Below are 18,471 nucleotides of genomic sequence, written 5' to 3' on the forward strand. Positions count from 1 at the left end.
CAAGGTGAGTGTTAGCGATAACACCCACCATGCATAACTAAATTACCAAGTTTGCGTTGACTTGAACTTCTCAAGAAGTTCTTTCAACTGCGCTTCGATCTCGGCGTTGTAGTTACCTGTTTCATTGATTTGAGCCATTAGCTCTGCGTATGTGCTGTTTGCAAAACCAATTAGGCCTTCTTCGAAGTCACCGATTTTCGCGATTTCGATGTCTTGTAGGAAGCCTTTCTCAGCTGCAAATAGAGACAGAGACATTTCAGCAACAGACATTGGTGCGTATTGTTTCTGCTTCATTAGCTCAGTTACGCGCTCACCATGCTCAAGTTGAGCACGAGTTGCATCGTCAAGGTCAGAAGCGAACTGAGAGAACGCTGCTAGTTCACGGTATTGAGCTAGCGCTAGACGGATACCACCACCTAGTTTCTTAACGATTTTCGTTTGCGCAGCACCACCAACACGAGATACCGAGATACCAGCATTTACTGCCGGACGGATACCTGCGTTGAATAAGTCAGTTTCTAGGAAGATCTGACCATCGGTGATTGAGATAACGTTAGTAGGTACGAATGCAGAAACATCACCACCTTGAGTTTCAATGATAGGCAATGCTGTCAATGAACCTGTTTTACCTTTCACTTCACCGTTAGTGAACTTCTCTACGTAATCAGCGTTTACACGCGATGCACGCTCTAGAAGACGCGAGTGAAGGTAGAATACGTCACCTGGGTATGCTTCACGACCTGGTGGACGCTTCAATAGCAATGAGATCTGACGGTAAGCAACAGCTTGCTTAGACAGGTCATCATATACGATTAGTGCATCTTCACCGCGGTCACGGAAGTATTCACCCATAGTACAACCAGCAAATGGCGCTAGGAATTGTAGCGCTGCTGATTCTGAAGCTGATGCAACAACAACGATTGTGTTTTCAAGTGCACCATGTTCTTCAAGTTTACGTACTACGTTTGCAATCGTAGATGCTTTTTGACCAACCGCTACGTACACACACTTAACGCCTGTGCCTTTTTGGTTGATGATTGCATCGATTGCTAGTGCAGTTTTACCAGTCTGACGGTCACCGATAACCAGCTCACGCTGACCACGACCAACTGGGATCATTGCATCGATAGACTTATAACCAGTTTGTACTGGTTCGTCTACTGATTGACGCTCGATTACGCCTGGTGCAATTTTCTCAACTGGTTCAAAACCGTCGTTATCTAGTGCGCCTTTACCATCGATAGGCTGACCAAGTGTGTTTACAACACGACCAAGTAGACCACGACCAACAGGTACTTCTAGGATACGACCAGTAGATTGTACTTTTACGCCTTCTTTAAGGTCGGCGTAAGGACCCATTACTACTGCACCTACTGAGTCACGCTCAAGGTTTAGTGCGATAGCATAACGGTTGCCAGGAAGCTCGATCATCTCACCTTGCATACAGTCAGCTAGACCGTGGATGCGGATGATACCATCTGTAACAGATACAATTGTACCTTCGTTACGTGCTTCACTTACAACTTCAAACTGCTCAATACGTTGTTTGATCAGCGCAGAAATTTCTGTGGAATTAAGTTGCATGCTCATTTTCCCAATTACGATTGTAGCGAGGCCGCTAGGCGGTCAAGTTTGCCACGGACAGTTCCGTCAATAACGGTGTCACCAGCTTTGATCACAAGGCCGCTAACTACGGCTTCGTCGATGCTACAATTCAGCTTAACTTTGCGTGCGAAACGTTTTTCAAGTGCCGCGACCAATTTGTCTTGCTGTTCACCAGCAAGTTCAGTTGCAGAAATCACGTCAACGTCGATTTCTTTGTCATATTCTGCTTTAAATTCAGCAAAAATATCAGCAACTGCTGGAATGGCGGCTAAACGCTCATTTTCGGCCATCAGCTTGATAAGATTCTGACCCTGTTCGTTGAGTTGCTCAGAACATACTTTCAGTAATACATCAGTTTGTTCTGCAGCAGTTGGCATGCTTGCAAGCAAAGAAGCCACTTGCTCATCGCTGGCCACTTGGCCAGCGAAGAACAACATGTCATTCCAAGCGTCAACATTGCCTTTTTCAACAGCAAGTTCAAAAGCCGCTTTAGCGTATGGGCGAGCGATAGTAGTCAATTCAGACATGCTCATACCCTCCGTTACAGCTCAGCGACAAGTTTTTCAACGATGTCACTGTGTGCGGCTTGATTGATTTCACGCTCTAAAATCTTCTCAGCGCCAACCACTGCCAGAGTAGCAACTTGCTTACGCAGGTCCTCTGTCACACGGCTACGCTCTGATTCAACTTCAGAGTGTCCTTGAGCAATAATTTTCTCACGCTCTTGCTGACCACGAGTAGTCTCCTCGTCAACAATTAACGCTGCACGCTTTTTAGCTTGATCAATGATATCAGCCGCTTGAGTTTTTGCTTCCGTCAACTGCTCTGCAGCCTCTAGACGCACACGTTCAAGTTCTTTTTCGGCTTTATCAGAGGCAGCTAAACCATCTTCGATTTTTTTCTGGCGAGCTTCAATTGCACCATTTAGTGGTGGCCATACGAACTTCATACAAAATAATACGAAGACCGTAAACGCAATTAATTCACCGATAAGAGTGGCGTTTAAGTTCACAACCGCTCCTCCTTAAATAGTAAGCTGTTCAAAGTTAAATTAAAGTACGAACAACAATACCATCGCGATACCAACACCGATCATTGCAACAGCATCGATTAGACCAGCTAGGATGAACATCTTAACCTGTAGTGAAGGCGCAAGTTCAGGCTGACGAGCACATGCTTCAAGGAATTTACCACCCATGTTACCGAAGCCGATCGCTGTACCGATAGCACCGAAGCCGATAAGTAAAGCAACTGCGATGTACTTAAGACCTAATACTAGTTCCATTTTTTTCTCCAAAGTTTCAATTGTAAATTAAAGTTAAAATATAAAATAAAAATTAATGATTATCTGAGCTTGCCATGCTTAGGTATACGATTGTAAGCATCATAAATACGAATGCTTGCAGAACGATTACCAAGATGTGGAATACAGCCCAAATAAAGTGCAACGGTAGTTGCATTAAACCAACTGCGCCGATCAAGATGAAAATCAACTCACCAGCGTATAAGTTACCAAACAAACGAAGCGCTAACGAGAACGGCTTAGCAACCAGTGCTATCGTCTCTAGTAGCAAGTTAAACGGGATCAAAAGTACTTGAACCAGCTTGTTATCTGAACTGAACGGGTGCAACGTAAGCTCTTTAATAAAGCCACCGATGCCTTTGATTTTAATTGAGTACCCGATCATCAATAAGAACACACCAATTGCAAGCGCTGCGGTCAAGTTGATATCAGTGGTTGGTACAATCTTCATGTACACATCGTGAGAATCCATACCAAATGCGGTTTCACCAACAACACCAGCAAATGCAGGTAAGAAATCTACAGGTATTAAATCCATTAGGTTCATTAAGAACACCCAAACAAAAATTGTTAGAGCTAATGGAGCTATCAGCTTGCTACTACCATGATAGGTGTCACGTACGTTGTCACCAACGAACTCCACGATCATTTCAATGAAACACTGAAATTTACCCGGTACACCTGTGGTAGATTTAGTAGCGGCACTACGGAAGATCCATAAAAATATCAGACCTAACCCGATTGACCATGCGAGGGTATCTACGTGCCATGTCCAGAAACCACTGTCCGCGCATGCTTTATTGAAGGCAAGACCGGCGTCGGTCGAACACATCTTGGCATTGGTCAAGTGATGCTGAATATGGCTTGATAGAGTAACTTCTTCTGCAGCCATGTTTTATCCCAAAAGTTAATGATTAAAAAAAATCGGTGCCAACCATTGTGTGAACATCACCAGTATATAACAGCAAAAAAATGGCAATGCCATGACTGAAAAATACTTAAATACCAGTGCGAACAAACACACAGTCAGCAAAAACTTTAATCCATTGCCTCGTTTTATCGAGTCAAATACTTGCTCTGCTTTACTCGCGCCCATATATCTAAAGGCGTATAAAGCGAACACTAAGCTAGGAAGTACTGAAACTAGGCCACCGGCTATTGCTGATGCCCCCGCATGCACTCCCCAAGCGATTAAAACTATTACTGCAGCGACGATTGCTACGATACCCTGAAGTAATACGCCTTTTAATGCGGCTCGTCTATACGGGCCAGCTAACGAATGAGTCACTTTTTATTAACCTTTATGACCTTAAACTTAATCAGGGTATGAAAACTGGCGAAATTATACTTATTTTTGGTGATTTTGCAACTTGAAGAGACGAATAGTGGCGCTTTTTCAGCACCACCATTGTTTATTTATTGGTCATTCAGGCGGTTGTTGCATGTCTGGATGAATGCGGCCCAAAATGCCATCGAGTTCATCTAAGCTAGTATAAGAAATCACCAACTTGCCTTTACCTCGATTATTATAATTAATTTCCACTTTAGCACCTAGATTTTCGCCTAATTGTTGTTCTAACAATTTGACATCAGGGTCCTTTTCCTTTGTTTCTTTTTTATCCACTGGGGTTAAAATACTACGTACCAGTTTCTCTGTTTCACGGACTGTCAGGGCTTTTGCAACAGCGGTACGGGCAACCTCAGATTGCGCTTCTCCAGAGAGTGCCAATAAGCACCGAGCATGGCCCATTTCGATGTCACCATGCTCCAACAAAATTTTAACATCATCATTGAGATTATTGAGACGTAGTAGATTCGTCACTGTGGTACGTGATTTACCAACCGCTTCAGCCACCTGTTGATGCGTTAATTCAAATTCTGTAAGCAAGCGATGCAATGCGACCGCTTCTTCCATCGCGTTGAGATCTTCACGCTGAATATTCTCTATTAGTGCAATAGCAACCGCAGCCTCATCGGCCACCTGTTTCAAAATACAAGGCACAACATTTAATTGTGCTAATTGCGCAGCTCGCCAACGTCGTTCACCAGCAATAATTTCATAATCCGTATCACTGATATGGCGCACAACAATAGGCTGTAATATACCTTGTGAGCGAATTGAACCAGCCAGTTCTTCAAGCGCTTGTTCCGACATGTCTTTACGAGGTTGATATTTTCCTGGCCGTAAATATTCAATCGGCAACCGTTGCAGCTCACCATCAGTATGTTCAATTTTACTGTCAATGTGCTTTTCGGTAACATCGCTTTTTACTTCTTCCACGGTATCAATGGCAACTGGCTCAGATGAAGGAGCCGGTTTTGCAGAGCTCAATAAAGCGTCCAAACCTCGGCCTAAACCACGTTTTTTAACCGACATGTTATTATTATCCTCTTAGGCAACCGCAGCAGATTGCTTTTCTTTTCGACGCAACATTTCCCCAGCTAACGCCAAATACGCTTTTGCACCACTTGATGCCCTATCGTAGTACATTGCTGGTGCACCAAAACTCGGCGCTTCGGCTAATCGTACATTACGTGGGATCACAGTACGATATACTTTTTCACCAAAATGCTGTTTTAATTGTTCAGAAACATCATTGGCTAAACGATTACGTGGATCATACATGGTACGTAAAATCCCCTCAATCTGTAAATTTGGATTTACTAATTTAGCTAATTGGGTAATGGTATCCATCAAGGCAGTTAATCCTTCCAATGCATAATATTCACACTGCATCGGCACAAGAATTGAATCTGCGGCGGCCATCGCATTCACCGTCAACATATTCAATGAGGGTGGACAGTCAATAAATATAAACTCATATTGATCTTGAATGGACTCCAGTGCATTTCTTAAACGCACCTCACGCGCAAATAATTCCATCAATTTAACTTCAGCAGCCGTAACATCTCCATTTGCTGCAATTAAGTGATATTCTCCTGATGTTTCTGTACTGATCACTTCAGAAATAGCTAATTCTTCAATTAACAAATCATAAATTGTGGGTACATCACTATATTTATCAACGCCACTTCCCATTGTCGCATTCCCTTGCGGGTCTAAGTCAATAAGTAGGACTTTACGTTTGGTCGCAGCCATTGATGCGGCTAAATTTACAGCCGTGGTGGTTTTGCCAACGCCACCTTTTTGGTTTGCAATTGCAATAACTTTTGCCACAGTGTCCTCAAAAAGCTCAATCTTTAGAAAGAATAATTAAATGCCGCTCAGCATCCAGTTCTGGAACTTCTAAGCTAATCTTTTGCTCAAAGTGCACACCCGTCGGCAAGTTTTCTAACTCTTGCTCAGGAAATTGACCTTTTAGCGCAATAAAGCGACCTGAATTATCAATTAAATGCTCACACCATTGCACCATATCTTGTAAAGATGCAAAAGCACGGCTCAGCACACCATCTAATTTAACATCTGGTTGATAATCTTCAACACGAGACTGCACTGGCATGACATTATCTAAGCCAAGCGCATGTTTTACTTGCATTAAAAAACGCACTCGTTTACCAAGGCTATCAAGTAATACAAATTGTGTTTCTGGTAATGCAATGGCTAATACGATACCCGGTAATCCAGGACCCGTACCCACATCAATATAATGCTTACCCGATAGGTGAGGTGCAACCATCAAAGAGTCCATGATGTGTTTAACCACCATTTCGTTCGGGTTACGTATAGAAGTTAAGTTGTAAGCTTTATTCCATTTGTCTAATAATTCAACATACTGCACAAGTTGCTGTTGTTGGCGTTCAGTTAGCACAATATCCGTTTGCGCTAATAAAGAAGATAGTTGTTGATGTAACACGAGATCCCATTGCCGTTACGCTGATTTGCGCAACAGCCCTTGCTTTTTCAGATACACTAATAATAGCGAAATCGCCGCCGGGGTGATACCAGAAATACGAGAAGCTTGACCAATAGTGTCAGGTCGAGCATCAGTTAACTTTGCAACAACCTCATTTGATAAACCACTTACCTGACTATAATCAAACTCTTTTGGTAGCAATGATTCTTCATGCCGCAGTTGTTTATTGATTTCATCTTGCTGACGTGCAATGTATCCAGCATATTTCGTTTGGATCTCTACTTGTTCAAGTGCTTGAATATTCGTAGCATCAGATCCTAAACCTTCAATAGCCATAAGATCATGATAGTTGATCTCTGGGCGACGGATCAGATCTTCTAAACTGGCTTCACGAGTTAATGGTGTTTTAAGTAACTCATTAACTTGATCAATTGATGGGTGATCTTTATGGATCCACGTTGCTTTTAAACGTTGTGATTCTTGTTCCATAACCTCTAGTTTATCATTAAATGCAGCCCATCGTTCATCATCAACTAAGCCAAGCTCTCGGCCTTTCTCTGTTAAACGTAAATCGGCGTTATCTTCACGTAATAACAATCGGTATTCAGCACGGCTAGTAAACATACGGTACGGTTCTTTGGTACCAAGAGTCGCTAAGTCATCAATTAGAACGCCGGTATATGCTTGATCTCGACGTGGTGTCCATGCATCTTTGCCTTGCACTTGTAACGCAGCATTCATACCAGCAATAAGACCTTGTGCACCAGCCTCTTCATAACCGGTAGTCCCATTTATTTGTCCAGCGAAAAATAAGCCGCTGATAAATTTAGTTTCTAAAGATTGTTTTAAATCTCTCGGATCAAAAAAGTCATATTCAATCGCATAACCGGGCCTACAAATATGTGCACTTTCAAATCCTTTAATTGACTGTACTATTTGCAACTGCACATCGAAGGGTAAGCTGGTGGAAATGCCATTAGGATATAATTCATAAGAAGTAAGTCCTTCTGGTTCAACAAAGATCTGATGTTTATCTTTATCTGCAAAACGCACTATTTTATCTTCAATCGAAGGACAGTATCTCGGACCAATCCCTTCAATAACACCAGCATACATAGGAGAACGGTGTAAATTCTCACGGATCACATCATGTGTTTTTTCATTGGTATAAGTGATATAGCAAGGGATCTGTTGCGGATGATCTGAATGTTTACCCATAAATGAAAAAGTGGGTGTGGGTGTATCGCCAGGCTGTGTTTGCATCACAGAGAAATCAACGGTTCTGGCGTCAATACGCGGTGGTGTACCTGTTTTTAATCTATCAACACGAAATGGAAGTTCACGCAAACGCTCAGCAAGTGCAATTGAAGGCGGATCGCCAGCTCTTCCACCTTTGAAATTTTCCATGCCAATGTGAATTTGTCCACCTAAGAATGTACCTACAGTAAGTACCACTGAATTAGCACCAAAACGTAACCCCATTTGAGTTACAACGCCTTTTACTTGGTCTTGCTCAACAATTAAATCATCACAAGATTGTTGAAAGATTTTCAGGTTCTTTTGATTTTGTAAAATACTTTGAATTTCAGCTTTGTATAAAACACGATCAGCTTGTGCTCGTGTTGCTCTTACCGCAGGTCCTTTAGACGAATTCAGAGTTCGAAATTGAATACCCCCTTTGTCTATCGCTTTCGCCATAGCTCCACCAAGCGCGTCAATTTCTTTAACTAAATGTCCCTTGCCGATGCCACCAATTGCGGGATTACATGACATCTGACCCAGAGTATCCATATTGTGTGTTAACAATAAAGTGTTCATACCCATTCTAGCAGCAGCAAGCGCAGCTTCAGTACCTGCGTGTCCGCCACCAACTACAATAACGTCAAAATGTTCATGATAAATCATTTACGGGATCCTACTTAAAAATTACCGGTTAGATTTTGAAAGGATGCGTATTCTACCTAGAAATACTCAGAAGTGAAATGATTAAATAGTAACCAACAAGAAAAAACCAAAAAGAGATCTTTTAATATAAATAAGATCTTTTTAAAGATCTTTATTAGATCTTATTACTACTGAACTCAATATCTGTGAGTAAGGTTTAATATCTATTTAATAGCAATAACTTAGATCAGATCAATTGATGTGAATAGGATCGGATCAAGTATCTAATAAGCTCTGATCAAAACAACGATTTATACACAGGGTCAGATCAACTTATAATTATCCCAAGGATAACTATGGTTAGATCAGCAGGTAGATCAAAGGTTATCCACAATACGATCTAAAAAAAAGCAAAAATGTGAATAACATCTGTGTAAAAGATCTGTTGGTGCCTATGAATATACCGTAAGCCTATCACTGAATTGCGGTAACCAAGCCAGCGCTGTGTCTTCTGGTAGAGATTCATCGAGTATATTGATCTCTAAAGTCGGCAATATTTTACTTGCTCCTTTATTAATCAATAACTTAGCGATATTTTTAGCTGCATAATTGTAAGTGTCATAACTTGTATCACCAATGCCGATAACAGCAAACTGAATGCCATCCAAATTATCTTGTTGATTTATTTGATCAATAAAAGGCAATAAGTTTTCCGGGTAGTCACCCGCACCGTAAGTTGATGTAACGACCAGCCATACATTATATCCACACTGAGTGAGGTCCGGTTGTTCTTGTAAATTAACAGTAAACCCTTGATTATCTAAGTCTTCTTTTATTTGATCAGCAACATATTCAGCTGATCCCATTTGACTACCTACGACGATCTCTATTTGTGGCATTGTAATTGATCAAGTCTTTTTAATGCCGTCATAATATCGTGCCTGTGGAAGAAGTAAAGAGGAGGGGAGTTTGATTGGATAAAAAATGACGTGTGTTTATTGTTCAAAATGAACTTTTTTACTTTATGTTATTGAATTTTAATATATAAATAAAATATTCCATACGGTTATTAAGTGAAATTTATGTGGATAAACTGAGAATATCTTTTCGATAAGTTTTATTCAATGAATGCATTATATGATGATTTTGACTAAATTTGGTTTGAATGAGGATGATTTTCATGATGTGGACAAATTGAATGTGTATAACGATCAAGTCTTTGATTTAGATCTGTTTTTTTAGATCTATTAAGTTAGATCTATATATTAAAAAAGTCTAAAAACATTTAAATTAGATCGGAGCTGTTATTTGAACGGTTAGATTTTGACTGACTTGCTAGCTATTTGGACTAATGGCTTGGGATGAGCTGTGGAATTGAGTAGTCAGCGGGGTTGTCTGTGTTGGAATTGTTTACAAATTATAAAATAGGTATGCTTATATTCGGATCAAAATCTATTTTCTGTCTTTAATCTATTGTTACTTATGATGTTATGTCCGATAAATAACGCTCTCTTTTTAGCCAGTGATATTTCTCACTAGTATGGTAAATATACTAAACGATGAGTTATTAGAATACCTATGGGTATAGAAAAGCTTTAATTAAAACCTTAAAGGGGCTAGATCTTTTAAGGTTTTAACTGCGGTGTACGTATTATTTACCGATACAAAATGAGCTGAAGATCTTACCCAGTAAATCGTCGGAGGTGAATTCACCGGTAATTTCGTTTAAATATTGCTGCGTTAAACGTAGCTCTTCAGCAAGAATTTCACCAGCAATGTGCATTTCTAACTGTGTTTTACCAATATCTAAGTGCTCTGCTGAACGTTCTAACGCATCTAAGTGACGGCGGCGTGCCATAAAGCCACCTTCCGTAGCTCCCTGGAAGCCAATACAAGCTTTTAGATGATCGCGTAGCAAATCTATGCCATCGGTATTTTTTGCACTCAAACGTAAGACAGGGTAATCGCCTTGTTGACACATACCGACCGCTTCTTGCGATAAATCTATTTTATTGCGAACGACGGTGACTGCCATACCTTGAGGGAGACGCGCCATAAATTCAGGCCAAATTTGCATAGGATCAGTGTGAACGGTGTCGGTTCCATCGACCATAAACAATACATGGTCGGCTTGGATTATTTCATCCCAGGCACGTTCAATACCAATTTGCTCTACTTTATCAGGGCTATCACGCAGTCCTGCGGTATCAATTATGTGCAGTGGCATACCATCTATATGAATATGCTCACGCAGTACGTCTCGGGTGGTACCCGCAATGTCTGTCACGATAGCGGCTTCGCGGCCAGCTAATGCATTAAGTAAGCTAGATTTACCTGCGTTTGGGCGACCTGCGATCACGACACGCATACCTTCGCGCATGATGCTGCCTTGCTTTGCTTGTTTACGGACTTCATTAAGTTGTTCGATGATTGCGTTTAAATCACCACTCACTTTTCCATCAGATAAAAAGTCGATTTCTTCATCTGGAAAGTCGATAGCCGCTTCAACATACATACGTAAATGGATAACTTTCTCCACCAGCGTATTAATATGATTAGAGAAATCGCCTTGTAAAGAGTGAAGGGCACTTTTTGCTGCTTGTTCACTAGTGGCATTAATTAGATCAGCAATCGCTTCTGCTTGTGTTAAGTCCATTTTGTCGTTTAAGAATGCGCGTTCTGAAAACTCACCGGGCTGCGCTAAGCGCACGCCAGATATTTGGCAAATTTCTTTGAGTAGCATATCAATGACAACAGGGCCACCATGACCTTGCAGTTCTAAAACATCTTCGCCAGTAAAAGAATTAGGGCCTGCAAAATAGAGTGCGATCCCTTGATCTAATTGTTCACCTTTTAAGGTATTGAAAGGTAAATATTCGGCATAGCGCGTTTTTGGGCATTTCCCAATAATATGCTGCGCAACGTCAGAAGCTAATGCACCTGATATGCGGATAATACCTACGCCGCCGCGTCCTGGTGCAGTCGCTTGAGCAACGATGGTGTCTTGTGTATTCATAAGGCCGTTAATGAAGCGTTTATATTACTTTTAATTGTACAGCAAAGGGGCAAACTGGGCTATTAACAACCATGACATATTGCATTCGCTTTTGTATATTAGGGGCACTAGCGTATATAGGGAATATAAGAAAACGTGTATCAATTTAAACAGTTTACATTTGAACCTGTTTTAGAGCAGTTGCATGTTGATGAGCAGATCGTAACTCTACGACCTAAAGTCGCACAATTACTCTTATTATTTTTAGATCAGCCAGGCAAGTTATTGAGCCGAGAGGAGATACTTTCACGGCTATGGCTTCATAGTGAATATCGTGATGCCGCTTTAACGCAGAGTATCCAGGAGTTACGAAAACACCTTGGTGATAACGCCCAGAACCCGCGCTTTATTAAAACTTACCCGCAGAAAGGGTATATTTGGATCAGTCCGGTACATAGAAAGTATAAAATAGCTCGATTCTTAAATAGGACTAATTTTTTTCGATCGAACTTTGCTTCTATCATGATGCTGTTTATTACGATGATCGGGGTTGTATTATCGCTTTCTCTACCAAATTTCTTTGATAAAGAGCAGCAACAAGGTGCACATGTAACGGTATCATTACCGACACTTATTGTGATGGACATCGATAATTTAACAGGGAAGGTTGAATTTGATTGGTGGGGCTTTACGCTGCAGCAACAATTAAAAAAGGGTGCAAGGCATACCTTTAGTATTGGGAATGAAGCCACATTCATTGATCAACAAAATGATACACACAAGCCAGACAAAACAACCATATTTTCAGCGTCTTTAACCCAGCAACAGCAGCGATATGTATTGAATTATCAAATAACACGTAATAATCAAGCACCGATATACGGTCAGCTATTCAGTGAGAATCTGACTGCACCGCTAGATAGTATGGTCACTGAGTTGGTGCAACAATTAAATGGTGTCGTACAGCCGGTATCAACAGAAGTTGTTTCAGCAAATCATGATTCAAGGATCAGCTATTTAAGTGGGTTACATGCGTTAACTTATTATGGTATCTCCGCGGCAACCCCATTTTTTCAAGCCTCTTTATTACATGATGATAATAATCAAGCTGCACGGTTAGAACTTGCCAATTTACTATGGAAAACGGGGCAATATTCTTTAGCACAGCATTATTTTGATGGTATTGACTTGGATGAAAGTGATGAGTTTTTAACGGTTCGATACCACCTTTATTATGGCCAATTTTTATTACATGAAGGCCGCTTTGATTCTATAGAGGTATCATTAGCAAAAAGTATGCAGTTTGCCAACGAATTAAAGCACCGCAGCTTACTTGGTCAAGTGTACCAATTAGAAGCTGATTTGGCTTGGCTGAAGTTTGATTGGCCTCGCCACCATCGAGCGGTACAAAATATGAAATTAATAAATGGGGGACTGTCTGTGAGTTTATTGGAATCGCAACGTGCATTTTATATTGCAAACCCCCCTCAAGCAGGTCTGGAACAAAACACCGAATTAGACATTGAAGATAATTTAAAGGTGATAAATCGCGCGATTCATTATTATCAACAACAAAAGCAACTCGCCCCGTTAATGAAAAGCTACTTTGCATTTGGGCAAAATTATCAAGCACCGTTAGGGCTGAGAAAAGAAGCGCTATACAAGAGTTTGAATATGGCTAAAACCCAAGGCAATGTGTATTTACAACAACAAATACTACTCTATTTGGGGTTCTTTCATATTCAGTTACACGAGGGGAACGCTGCATTGACGACCCTTTGGAAGTTAGAAAGTATGAATGCTCTCTCAGCTAATATTGCAATACAAGCTGAGTTTTTAATATCGATGGCGTACATGGATAATGTGCTACGAGCAGATATATTTGATAAAACATCTTTTATTAATGCGAAGCGAGGGTTTGAAAAGTTAATTTCGGATAATAAAAGTGGCCATATTACTCAGGCGAATGCGCAATTGTTGTTAGCTTGGTTATTAGTTCACCAACAAGACTATACCGCTGCTATGTCATTAACGGATCAGGCAATTACGACGTACAAAGCGTATAAGTTTGTCGATAGCCTAGCGTATGCACACTACACTAAAATGTATATTTTGCTTCAGCAAGAACAGTTTGAGCACTCACTGTCATTTGCTATGAAAAAACCAAAACATAAATTAACGGCTATTTATAAAAGTGCGGCGCAGTGGCAATTAGGCCATTTTGATCGTGCTATCAAATCTATGACTGAAACTAAAGTGCGTTTTCATTTACAGTGGCAAAGTACGGATCAAAATCTATTACACCATTTTATAGAAGCAAGAAATGAGGGAGTTAAATTGGATTCGCTCCCTCAATTATTGCCACCACCTTACAGTGTGTATTGTCAATCTGAATGGGTGTTTGAGTAGTGGGGTGTATGCAGCAAAGTTTTACTTGGTGGTGTATTACCTCTATACATCACACTTCCTTGGTTATTAAGTAATATCCAATAGGGCAGTTCAGAGACTGAGAATTGCCTAAAAAGCACATTATGTTTATCAAATATCACTGGATGAGTGATGTAAAATTGTTGCTTATAAGTATGTGTATCTGCAATAGAGACGTAAAAAGGCTTAATGATAGTGAGCTTTTCTATTTTGCTGTTTAAATCAAGTTGGTTATGCGCTTTAATCTTTTCTACACAATCGGGTAAGTGGTGTTTAGGGCAAAGCGCATCACTAAAAAATAATAGTCGAGTAGGGTGCTTGTCGGACTGATTAAAATCAAAATGGCTATTTTGCAAGCTAGTTAATCGCAATTGCTCTGCAGTGATAACTAGGTGCTCTTTGTTTGGTAAACTAACGAGTGTATTTGGTGTATATGTATTAACGACTTCCCCCTGTTTTAAGCTAATCACTGTTGGTGTTTTTTGTACCGAAAAGTGTTTTGCTAAGCGGTTGTTTTTGTCTATTTTGAGCGTCTTAAATTGTGGGTATGCTTGTATGAAATGTGCAAGGTCAGCGGTATTTACGTTCATATCTATTTGAAAATAACGACGTGGAAGGTGTGATTTTGGAAGGTTGCTTAATGCGGCATATTCACTCCATATATCAATAAAGACGACTTCTTCATGGGCCATTGCTGTTTGAGCTTCAGTGATTTTTATATTACAGATCATCAATATGTTAAAAAGGAACCATAGTAGGGGTTTATTCATGATGTTGTCCTTGTGTCGTTAAGTCGAGGAGCTTGGCTTTGAGCTCATCTGTTAATAGTGCGCTGCGATGGATGATGTTCCCTTGTTTATCAATAATGATATGAGTCGGTGTGCCAGTAATTTTAAATCGCTCCACGAGTGAGCCATCATCAAATACGGTGGGAAAGGTATAGTTATATTGAGATAGAAAGCGACTGACCAATTGAGGTGATTGATTTAAACCCACGTTAATCGAGACAACATGTGTCTGTTCCCGCTTTGTATTGGCTGTTTTTTGTAAGTGGGGCATCTCTTCTATACAGTAGCGACACCAAGTGGCCCAAAACTTTAGGTAAGTAATTTTGTTTTGAGTGTGAATTGTCTTCCCCTGTATTGTGTTTAAAACGAGTGGTTTGATGAGTTGTGATGCATAACAGGCATTGTGTGTTAGACCTATTAAAAGTAGTGAGTATATGACTGCGTAATATCGTTTCATGATGTTTCCGTTATTGTATTAAAAGAATAGCGCTTGTCCGGCGCGTATTAAGTAGTACTGCGCCATGAATAGCATCAGTAGTGCAAAAATAGTGGGTGGGAGCGTTAACCAACGTCCGGACTTGGGAAGAACATTGAGTAAATGACTAAATACGCCCAGTATAAATAGCAAAGCGCTCATCCCTAATGCAAAGCAAAAAAGCAGTGCAGCACCAAAGCCACTCTGTTGTTGCTCTGCGACAAAAAGTAATAAGCCTGCCAGTATAGGAGAGGTACAAGGGGCTGCGACTAATCCACTGGCCGCACCCATGAAAAACGGCTTTTGACTCGATAAGGAGACGTTTGAAAGTAAGTTTGGAAGTGCTAACCAACCTTTGAGAATGGCAGCAAAATAGAGAAGTAAATTAGCAAAACCAATTTGAACCCATGGATCACTGGCGACAGATCCAAACATTTTACCGGACAGAGCAGCTAACCAACCTAACGCGGCATAAACTAATGCAAAACCTAAGCAGTAGTACGCGGCTCTGCGTTTTTTGTACTGCTGTTCGGAATTTCTAGGTGCTAATGAAGCAATTGTTATGGGGAGTAGAGGGTAAATGCAAGGGGATAAACTGGCTAATACACCACTAAAAAAAGCGCTCAGAAGTAACCACCAGCTTAATTGCAGTACATTAAGTTGGCTTAATAGCAATGTTTCTAATTCAACAACCATGACAAACTCTATGAAATCTTGAAATTGTCGATGAGTATTTTATAAGGTCTCAGTAAAGCCTATCAAATAGACATAAAATAGAGATAAAAAAACATTAAATTATTGATATATATAAATATAAACCCATAAAAAAGTGAATGAAAGGCGAGGGGGATTAGCCGTTGAATATGGGAAATGAAGATAAGCGCTAGCGCATACTGTTCAGTAATTTCGTATTCATTGCATTACACGAGAAATCTCTGTCTGCGCTAAACTAATAATCGTATTTTATGGGGTAATAATTTGAAGGGTTATTACTTAACCTGAGCATAAAGGTAACTCGCTTTAGTTCTTATACAGATCTCAGGTTACTTATATTAAAGTGGTGTAGTAAATAAATGGGGGGTTGTCTAAATAAGAGGGGTAAAGCATCTATGCTAGCGGGAGTAAATAATTGAAAACGCCTGCAAGTTAGCAGGCGTTTGATCGATAACAAAAAGCTGTTTTACAATGGCTTTATCTTACCTTTAATCCTTTCTTTTCCATCCCGCGGTAGATGATAAGCATCTGTGCAATGGTGATCAGGTTCGATACTAACCAGTATAAAACGAGGCCTGATGGGAAAGGGAAGATTAAGAAGAATATCGTAAATACCACAGGCATGTACGTCATCATCTTTTGCTGCATTGGATCTGTGACAGTCATCGGCTGCAGCTTTTGCGTTAGAAACATACTCGCACCAAATAAAATAGGCAGTACGTAGTATGGGTCTGCCGCCGACAAGTCTGTAAGCCAGAACATGAATTCAGCGTGGCGTAACTCTGTCGACTCTAAGAATACATAGAACAAGGCTAAGAAAATTGGCATTTGTAGTAATAGAGGTAAACAGCCACCCATCGGGTTAACTTTCTCTTTGCGATATAGTTCCATCGTAGCTTGACCAAACTTCTGGCGGTCATCGCCATAACGCTCTTTTAATGCCTGCATTTTTGGCTGTAGCATGCGCATTTTAGCCATTGAGGTGTATTGCGCTTTAGTCAGTGGGTAAAGTGCAGACTTCACCAAAATAGTGATCGCGATAATGGCTAGTCCCCAGTTACCTATCAGGCCATATAAGAACTTAAGTAATATGAACAGTGGCTGAGAGATAAAAAATAACCAGCCATAGTCTACAGTTAAATCTAAGTTATGATGAATAGCTTCTAAAGCATCTCCATCTTTCGGGCCCATGTAATAGGTAGCTGACAGGTTAACTGTACTATTGGCTTGGACATTCACCGGCTCGCCTTTTAACCCCATAATACCTTGGCCATTACGCACTGCGGTATAAATGGTGTTATTTGACTCTTGCATTGGTACCCATGCACTTACAAAGTAATGCTGAATAAATGCGACATAGCCACCTAACGTATTCTTGTTAAGATTCGCTTCAATCATGTCATCAAAGCTGTATTTTTCATAGGGCTCTTCAGCTGTACCGTACGCAGTACCAAGGTAGGTTTGATCAACCATGCTGCCTTTGGCCTGAATTGTACGTTTAACCTGAGTATACAATTGCACTTGTATAGGCTCTGCCGTTGCGTTGTTAACGCTATATTCAAGGTTCACATCGTATTTACCAGCTTTAAATACATACGTTTTGGTAAACTCAACACCTTTGGCATCAACAAAAGTTAAAGGCACACGCAACTCATCACCATTCAATTGGTATTGCGTATTAGAACTTGTATATACAGGACGACCATCTTGTGATGCATCAGGCCCATTTAAGCCAATTAAGCCACTTTGCGAGATATATTGCTTACCTTCAAACTCACCTAGTAGTAAGTAAGGGTCTTCACTACCATGCGTTTCAGCATGCTTTAGAAGTTTAGCTTCAACAATGTCGCCCCCTTTGGTATCAATTTGTACCGCTAATACGTCAGTTGTTACTGTGATCACTGAACGAATTGCTTTAGTTGCGGCTACAGGCACGTCGCCTTGACTCGATACTGGTACATCATTTTGTGATGCAGCCGATGATACATTTGGGGTAGTTACTTGTGTTGTGGCACTGGTATCGATTTTTGGTTGGTTGTAGTCATTATTCCACTCTTGGAATAATAAATACGACACAAGCAATAAACCGATAAATAAAAACGTGCGTTGTGATTCCATAACAGCTCTTATTTCTCGTGTTGATGTTTAACTTGGGTTGATTTCTCAGGTACGGGGTCATCCCCGCCTGCACTTAAAGGGTGACATTTTAATATGCGTTTGACCGCGAACCAACTCCCTTTTAACAAACCATGACAATTAATTGCTTGTATGGCATAGCTAGAGCAAGTTGGATTAAAACGACAATGTGGACCTAACATAGGACTAATAAAGTGTTGGTAACCTTTAATCAATAGAATAAAGATACGCTTCGGGGCATCAAGTAATATGGTGAACCAAGGCTTTAGCACTTTAATTATCATTGCCATACTATTAATGTTCAAAAGGTGAGCTAAAGATACCCTAAA

18 protein-coding genes are annotated in these 18,471 nt (G+C 40.5%); 1 reads left to right on the forward strand and 17 read right to left on the reverse strand.

Features of this window, described 5'->3' with window-relative positions; all coding sequences use genetic code 11:
• Positions 1–42: 42 nt before the first annotated feature.
• The 12 genes from atpA to mnmE form a co-directional block, all read right to left on the reverse strand.
• The gene (atpA, locus tag J8M01_RS16815; RefSeq protein WP_010366186.1) at positions 43–1,584 is read right to left on the reverse strand and encodes a F0F1 ATP synthase subunit alpha; all 1,542 of its coding nucleotides are present in this window, start codon (positions 1,582–1,584) and stop codon (positions 43–45) included.
• Positions 1,585–1,598: 14 nt separating this feature from the next.
• Positions 1,599–2,132, reverse strand: coding sequence for a F0F1 ATP synthase subunit delta (atpH, locus tag J8M01_RS16820; protein WP_010366188.1), 534 nt, complete (start codon positions 2,130–2,132; stop codon positions 1,599–1,601).
• A 14-nt stretch (positions 2,133–2,146) separates the two neighbouring features.
• The gene (gene atpF / locus J8M01_RS16825; protein ID WP_010366190.1) at positions 2,147–2,617 is read right to left on the reverse strand and encodes a F0F1 ATP synthase subunit B; all 471 of its coding nucleotides are present in this window, start codon (positions 2,615–2,617) and stop codon (positions 2,147–2,149) included.
• 39 nt (positions 2,618–2,656) lie between these two features.
• On the reverse strand, positions 2,657–2,890 hold the full coding sequence (gene atpE / locus J8M01_RS16830) for a F0F1 ATP synthase subunit C (RefSeq protein ID WP_004335261.1): 234 nt from the start codon (positions 2,888–2,890) through the stop codon (positions 2,657–2,659).
• 52 nt (positions 2,891–2,942) lie between these two features.
• Positions 2,943–3,800 (reverse strand): F0F1 ATP synthase subunit A, encoded by an 858-nt coding sequence (gene atpB, locus J8M01_RS16835; RefSeq protein ID WP_192509167.1) that lies wholly within the window; start codon positions 3,798–3,800, stop codon positions 2,943–2,945.
• A gap of 15 nt (positions 3,801–3,815) precedes the next feature.
• Complete coding sequence (locus J8M01_RS16840) at positions 3,816–4,196, reverse strand: ATP synthase subunit I (protein ID WP_010366214.1); 381 nt, start codon at positions 4,194–4,196, stop codon at positions 3,816–3,818.
• 135 nt (positions 4,197–4,331) lie between these two features.
• Positions 4,332–5,285: a ParB/RepB/Spo0J family partition protein gene (locus J8M01_RS16845; RefSeq protein WP_192509168.1), complete on the reverse strand. Its 954-nt coding sequence runs from the start codon at positions 5,283–5,285 to the stop codon at positions 4,332–4,334.
• Between the two features lie 15 nt (positions 5,286–5,300).
• The gene (locus J8M01_RS16850) at positions 5,301–6,086 is read right to left on the reverse strand and encodes a ParA family protein (RefSeq protein WP_192509169.1); all 786 of its coding nucleotides are present in this window, start codon (positions 6,084–6,086) and stop codon (positions 5,301–5,303) included.
• 16 nt (positions 6,087–6,102) lie between these two features.
• Positions 6,103–6,723: a 16S rRNA (guanine(527)-N(7))-methyltransferase RsmG gene (gene rsmG, locus J8M01_RS16855; RefSeq protein WP_192509170.1), complete on the reverse strand. Its 621-nt coding sequence runs from the start codon at positions 6,721–6,723 to the stop codon at positions 6,103–6,105.
• A 15-nt stretch (positions 6,724–6,738) separates the two neighbouring features.
• The gene (mnmG, locus tag J8M01_RS16860; RefSeq protein WP_192509171.1) at positions 6,739–8,628 is read right to left on the reverse strand and encodes a tRNA uridine-5-carboxymethylaminomethyl(34) synthesis enzyme MnmG; all 1,890 of its coding nucleotides are present in this window, start codon (positions 8,626–8,628) and stop codon (positions 6,739–6,741) included.
• Positions 8,629–9,059: 431 nt separating this feature from the next.
• Positions 9,060–9,506, reverse strand: coding sequence for an FMN-binding protein MioC (gene mioC / locus J8M01_RS16865; RefSeq protein WP_211058731.1), 447 nt, complete (start codon positions 9,504–9,506; stop codon positions 9,060–9,062).
• 752 nt (positions 9,507–10,258) lie between these two features.
• On the reverse strand, positions 10,259–11,623 hold the full coding sequence (mnmE, locus tag J8M01_RS16870) for a tRNA uridine-5-carboxymethylaminomethyl(34) synthesis GTPase MnmE (RefSeq protein WP_211058732.1): 1,365 nt from the start codon (positions 11,621–11,623) through the stop codon (positions 10,259–10,261).
• Between the two features lie 135 nt (positions 11,624–11,758).
• On the opposite strand from mnmE, the gene J8M01_RS16875 reads away from it, so the two are divergent.
• Complete coding sequence (locus J8M01_RS16875; protein ID WP_211058733.1) at positions 11,759–14,011, forward strand: winged helix-turn-helix domain-containing protein; 2,253 nt, start codon at positions 11,759–11,761, stop codon at positions 14,009–14,011.
• Here the strand turns inward: J8M01_RS16875 and J8M01_RS16880 are convergent.
• The 5 genes from J8M01_RS16880 to yidD all read right to left on the reverse strand — a co-directional run bounded on the left by J8M01_RS16880 (position 13,987) and on the right by yidD (position 18,426).
• Positions 13,987–14,799 carry a thioredoxin family protein gene (locus J8M01_RS16880; protein ID WP_211058734.1) on the reverse strand — a complete coding sequence of 271 codons (813 nt, stop codon included), beginning with the start codon at positions 14,797–14,799 and terminating at the stop codon, positions 13,987–13,989. The genes J8M01_RS16875 and J8M01_RS16880 overlap by 25 nt on opposite strands.
• Complete coding sequence (locus J8M01_RS16885) at positions 14,792–15,274, reverse strand: TlpA disulfide reductase family protein (protein ID WP_192509176.1); 483 nt, start codon at positions 15,272–15,274, stop codon at positions 14,792–14,794. The genes J8M01_RS16880 and J8M01_RS16885 overlap by 8 nt, the downstream gene beginning before the upstream one ends.
• 18 nt (positions 15,275–15,292) lie before the next feature.
• A complete protein-coding gene (locus J8M01_RS16890; protein WP_192509177.1) occupies positions 15,293–15,988 on the reverse strand; it encodes a cytochrome c biogenesis protein CcdA in 696 nt (231 codons plus the stop codon).
• Positions 15,989–16,483: 495 nt separating this feature from the next.
• Complete coding sequence (yidC, locus tag J8M01_RS16895; RefSeq protein WP_211058735.1) at positions 16,484–18,124, reverse strand: membrane protein insertase YidC; 1,641 nt, start codon at positions 18,122–18,124, stop codon at positions 16,484–16,486.
• Positions 18,125–18,132: 8 nt separating this feature from the next.
• A complete protein-coding gene (gene yidD, locus J8M01_RS16900; RefSeq protein ID WP_225738488.1) occupies positions 18,133–18,426 on the reverse strand; it encodes a membrane protein insertion efficiency factor YidD in 294 nt (97 codons plus the stop codon).
• Between the last annotated feature and the right edge of the window lie 45 nt (positions 18,427–18,471).

The sequence above is a fragment of the Pseudoalteromonas sp. MMG005 genome, assembly GCF_018101015.1.
GTDB classification, from domain to species: domain Bacteria; phylum Pseudomonadota; class Gammaproteobacteria; order Enterobacterales; family Alteromonadaceae; genus Pseudoalteromonas; species Pseudoalteromonas aurantia.

Excerpts from the sequence above, each read along its gene's own strand:
- atpA (WP_010366186.1), bottom strand. The coding sequence starts at position 1,584 with ATGCAACTTAATTCCACAGAAATTTCTGCGCTGATCAAACAACGTATT.
- atpH (WP_010366188.1), bottom strand. The coding sequence starts at position 2,132 with ATGTCTGAATTGACTACTATCGCTCGCCCATACGCTAAAGCGGCTTTT.
- atpE (WP_004335261.1), bottom strand. The coding sequence starts at position 2,890 with ATGGAACTAGTATTAGGTCTTAAGTACATCGCAGTTGCTTTACTTATC.
- atpB (WP_192509167.1), bottom strand. The coding sequence starts at position 3,800 with ATGGCTGCAGAAGAAGTTACTCTATCAAGCCATATTCAGCATCACTTG.
- J8M01_RS16845 (WP_192509168.1), bottom strand. The coding sequence starts at position 5,285 with ATGTCGGTTAAAAAACGTGGTTTAGGCCGAGGTTTGGACGCTTTATTG.
- mnmG (WP_192509171.1), bottom strand. The coding sequence starts at position 8,628 with ATGATTTATCATGAACATTTTGACGTTATTGTAGTTGGTGGCGGACAC.
- mioC (WP_211058731.1), bottom strand. The coding sequence starts at position 9,506 with ATGCCACAAATAGAGATCGTCGTAGGTAGTCAAATGGGATCAGCTGAA.
- mnmE (WP_211058732.1), bottom strand. The coding sequence starts at position 11,623 with ATGAATACACAAGACACCATCGTTGCTCAAGCGACTGCACCAGGACGC.
- J8M01_RS16880 (WP_211058734.1), bottom strand. The coding sequence starts at position 14,799 with ATGAATAAACCCCTACTATGGTTCCTTTTTAACATATTGATGATCTGT.
- J8M01_RS16885 (WP_192509176.1), bottom strand. The coding sequence starts at position 15,274 with ATGAAACGATATTACGCAGTCATATACTCACTACTTTTAATAGGTCTA.
- J8M01_RS16890 (WP_192509177.1), bottom strand. The coding sequence starts at position 15,988 with ATGGTTGTTGAATTAGAAACATTGCTATTAAGCCAACTTAATGTACTG.
- yidC (WP_211058735.1), bottom strand. The coding sequence starts at position 18,124 with ATGGAATCACAACGCACGTTTTTATTTATCGGTTTATTGCTTGTGTCG.
- yidD (WP_225738488.1), bottom strand. The coding sequence starts at position 18,426 with ATGATAATTAAAGTGCTAAAGCCTTGGTTCACCATATTACTTGATGCC.